Source organism: Mesorhizobium sp. Cs1299R1N1 (genome assembly GCF_037179655.1).
GTDB lineage: Bacteria > Pseudomonadota > Alphaproteobacteria > Rhizobiales > Rhizobiaceae > Mesorhizobium > Mesorhizobium salmacidum.
Genome location: NZ_JAPYKR010000062.1, coordinates 1 through 3,427, shown reverse-complemented (window position 1 = coordinate 3,427; position 3,427 = coordinate 1). Strand labels below are relative to the sequence as shown.

Below are 3,427 nucleotides of genomic sequence, written 5' to 3'. Positions count from 1 at the left end.
GCGGTCTTACTCTCAATCTTGGTCATGGTGGCGTTCCTTCGCGGGAATCAGGTGACGTTGAACATCACCAGCCTGCCATGACCGCCCTCTCTCAGCGAATTTGCAGAACTCTCAGCACACTACCCAATTGCGGGCGCGAGATCACCATTCCACATGCTCCAGTGCGCAGTGTTTCGGTCGGTCAGAGCAGCACCGAGATCCTCTTCTCGCTAGGGCTTGCCGACCAGGCTGTGGGCACCGCGCTCTGGATCGGTTGGGGACTCAAGGGTTACGAGGACGTGAACACGAAGGTGAGGCGCCTAGCCGAAAACGATCCGAGCTTCGAAAGCGTCGTTACCGAGAAGCTCGATTTTGTGACCACCCAATTCCAGTGGCAGATTGCCCGTGATCGGATTGCGGTGATGAACTGCGGACGCTTGATGGCGACCAGGCCCCAGACCGGCCGACCTGCGGAGGGAAGTCTTCAAGGTTGAGGCCTGTGTCGAACAGCACGATGACGGCATCTGCACTGTCCGGTTTACAAAGCCCTCGCCTCCCTTCCTTTCCACCACCACGGAGCCCAAACCACATGGGTTCGAAACGCCGTACTCGCATTCTCGCTTTTGTTGTCCTCGGCCGCCTTTGCAGTCGAGCAGGGCAAGGCCAGAAGGACCGATACATAAGCCGTTCATCACCGCAATCCGATCGCAGAACGCCGCCGCGCTGTTGAGCTCGTCCAGGGCGGCGACCTTCAAGCCCCTGCCCTTTACGGGGCGCGCAGCGTGAGCTGGTGTGGATGGCGAGATGGTTCGTGGGCTCGTCCGGGAAAGTGGATCCGGTTGCTGCGCCATCGCGCGAGCGATGTGGAGCCGCGCCCGCTCTGCACCAGGTGTTCCAGTGACGGCCGGCGAAATTGCTCATCTTCACGTCGTCCAGTGCTGGCCAAGTTCGACCACCTGGCGGGCGGTGAGCGCCCGGCCGTGTCTGCCTGCTGGTTTAGACCAGTGCGATGCGGGGTGCGATCGTCTTGAGCGTCCTGCGTTGCGTGAGGACTGGCCAAAGCGGGAGTGCCCACCAGGGCTGTGAAAAGCCGAGGAGCACGACCTGCCCTGGTACGATAACGCGCGAGACCACGCCAGCCGCCACCACGAAATCGCGTCGCCAGGGCGAACCGTGAACATGGAGCGGACGCGAGCAAGCGTTCCGGGAGGAGTATCATGGGTCGCATCCGGACGGTTTCGGCTACAGATGCTATGTTGCGGCCAAATTTATGTTGCGGCAGATTCCCCTGCAAAGGCCAGGCCAACACCAAAGTTGCCGACCTGGCCATGTTAACGTACCAATCCGCACGAATGGACACATACACAAACACATACAGCCACATCCACACACACGCACAAACAAGACATAAATATATATCCTGCCATATAAACCAATAACATGCTTCCAAACACGCGACAAAACGACAAGCGGGCGGCCGGCAGAAAGAACACGTGTTCAGCTGACACGGACTAACAATCGCTCATTAGCATTATTGGTGGGCCACCTCCCGATCGGCCCGAAGGGGCATCCTTTCGCGTGAGGTTTTCGCATGCGCCGCTCGCTTACGTTGCTCTGGACAGATGTGGACGTCCGCTCATTTGCAATTCGGCCAACCAACGTTTGATGTGACAGGTTGTTGACTTTGCAATCCGGCCGCCCTTTGTAACACGTTAAAGTAGTGCCCTTTGGACTGCACGGAAGGAAGCTGCGACTCTATGCAACCGAATGGACAGGTAACGGATGCATTTTATTGCACCGAAATGGCAACAACCGGGCCTTTTCAATATTATAACATTCGGCCCAATAAGGAAGAGCCCTTCTCTGTATCCAATCAGGAAGAGCACCCCTCTCTATATAAGTCTCATTTCCTCAGTGCATCCACCACACAATCAACTCTCTTCATTCTATATAAACCAAGCTCTTATCTTCCATCATACCTTCACCATGGCAGACAACTATCCAACCTACACGCGTCCCAGCTTTGACAGCATCTGCCTGACGGGGTTGCCCAAAGACGAGCTCTGCGAAGGCCTTAAGGGGGCAGTCAAAAAATATAGTGCTTACCTCAAGCGGGTCATGAAGGCTCAGGACGAGTGGCTGGCTGAGGCGCGGATTCATGAACAAGCTGCGGGACTTCCTCCAACAGATTTTGGGGCACTCGAAACGGTGCCCTGTATGACCGCAACTCCAATGTTTGGCTATAGGGAACCGATCGAGCTTAATCGCATCCCTGCAGATCCCGCCCTCTTGTATGCCTATTTGCCCACAGAGCTTGTACAAGCCTGTGTTGAAAACAGGAACTTAGAAGCAGTCCCAACTAAATATTTTCCTGGGGTGGTGCTGGCGTTCGAACTCTCTCCATACACTCCGTGGATCACTGCTAAATCTGTAGGTAGTAAGTACCACCAGCGATGGTGCAGTACAGTGGAGCGTGAGGACCTGCAGTCTTTCCTCGCTATCTTTCCCACTGACCGCTTCACTGCAGAAGGAGACGGTGTATGGACCCGCAGCATAACAAGAGGGCACTTCGACATCGTGGCCCATGGAGAGATGAGTTGGCCCTCTATGCCTAGCACTTCTGACACTGACTGGCCGACAGCAACTGGTTGGGAGTAGTGGTGTCACCCTCGCACCCAACACGCGGTGTTGGTCATGGCCGTCATCGCCATGTTTGCGTCCGTCTCGTTTGCTTGTTTTCGTATTTGAGTTATCGTTTTTGTTATCCATCTGTTTTGTTATTTCTTGTTTTTGCGCAATCGGCGTTTTGTCATCCAGCGAACCTGTTCTAGTACTTTGTTTGTGCGCTGTCTTTCAATTATCTTTTCGATGCTTCCGTTTTCCATAGTTGTCAGTCTTTGTATTCACAGTGCTTTTTGCACTGTTCAGATCCAAGACAATGAATAAAATGCTCGATTTGGTGTTTTCAGTTTACTGTAGATGTCTCAATGTTCTGATTTCACCTAGAGTTATTATTTTGAGTTATTGTGCGTTCTAATGAGTCACTTAATACGATTTTGCTGTTCAGTGATGTCTTCAGGATACTGTCGTTTGGCAGGCGCTCCTCGAAAACAGGCGCCAAATATGCCCAGATTACTGATGAAACTCCACTGAACGGTTGGATATATATTGATGTAAACTTTTCCCATAGGCCAAGCAGCAGAGGAAGCACCATGAACATGAGGCGGACCTCAGCAGGCCCATGGGAAAAGTTTACATCAATATATATCCTGCCAACCAGCCAGACCACCTCGGCTTTGCCGTTCCGCTCTGTCGGATGCGATATCCTGCCAACCAGCCAGACCACCTCGGCTTTGCCGTTCCGCTCTGTCGGATGCGATATCCTGCCAACCAGCCAGACCACCTCGGCTTTGCCGTTCCGCTCTGTCGGATGCGATATCCTGCCAAC

The 3,427-nt window shown here is 53.7% G+C and carries 2 protein-coding genes and 1 pseudogene; 2 read left to right on the top strand and 1 reads right to left on the bottom strand.

What is annotated here, in order from left to right; genetic code table 11:
* Positions 1-77: 77 nt before the first annotated feature.
* Together O7A70_RS33550 and O7A70_RS33545 are read left to right on the top strand one after the other, a co-directional pair.
* Positions 78-395 (top strand): annotated as a pseudogene (locus tag O7A70_RS33550) (ABC transporter substrate-binding protein); the annotation flags it as partial.
* Between the two features lie 1,366 nt (positions 396-1,761).
* Positions 1,762-2,637, top strand: a complete 876-nt coding sequence (locus O7A70_RS33545; protein WP_337144167.1) for a RolB family protein — start codon at positions 1,762-1,764, stop codon at positions 2,635-2,637.
* Positions 2,638-2,977: 340 nt separating this feature from the next.
* Here O7A70_RS33545 and O7A70_RS33540 read toward each other — a convergent pair.
* A partial coding sequence (locus O7A70_RS33540; RefSeq protein ID WP_337144166.1) for a hypothetical protein occupies positions 2,978-3,427 on the bottom strand: 450 nt, incomplete at its 5' end.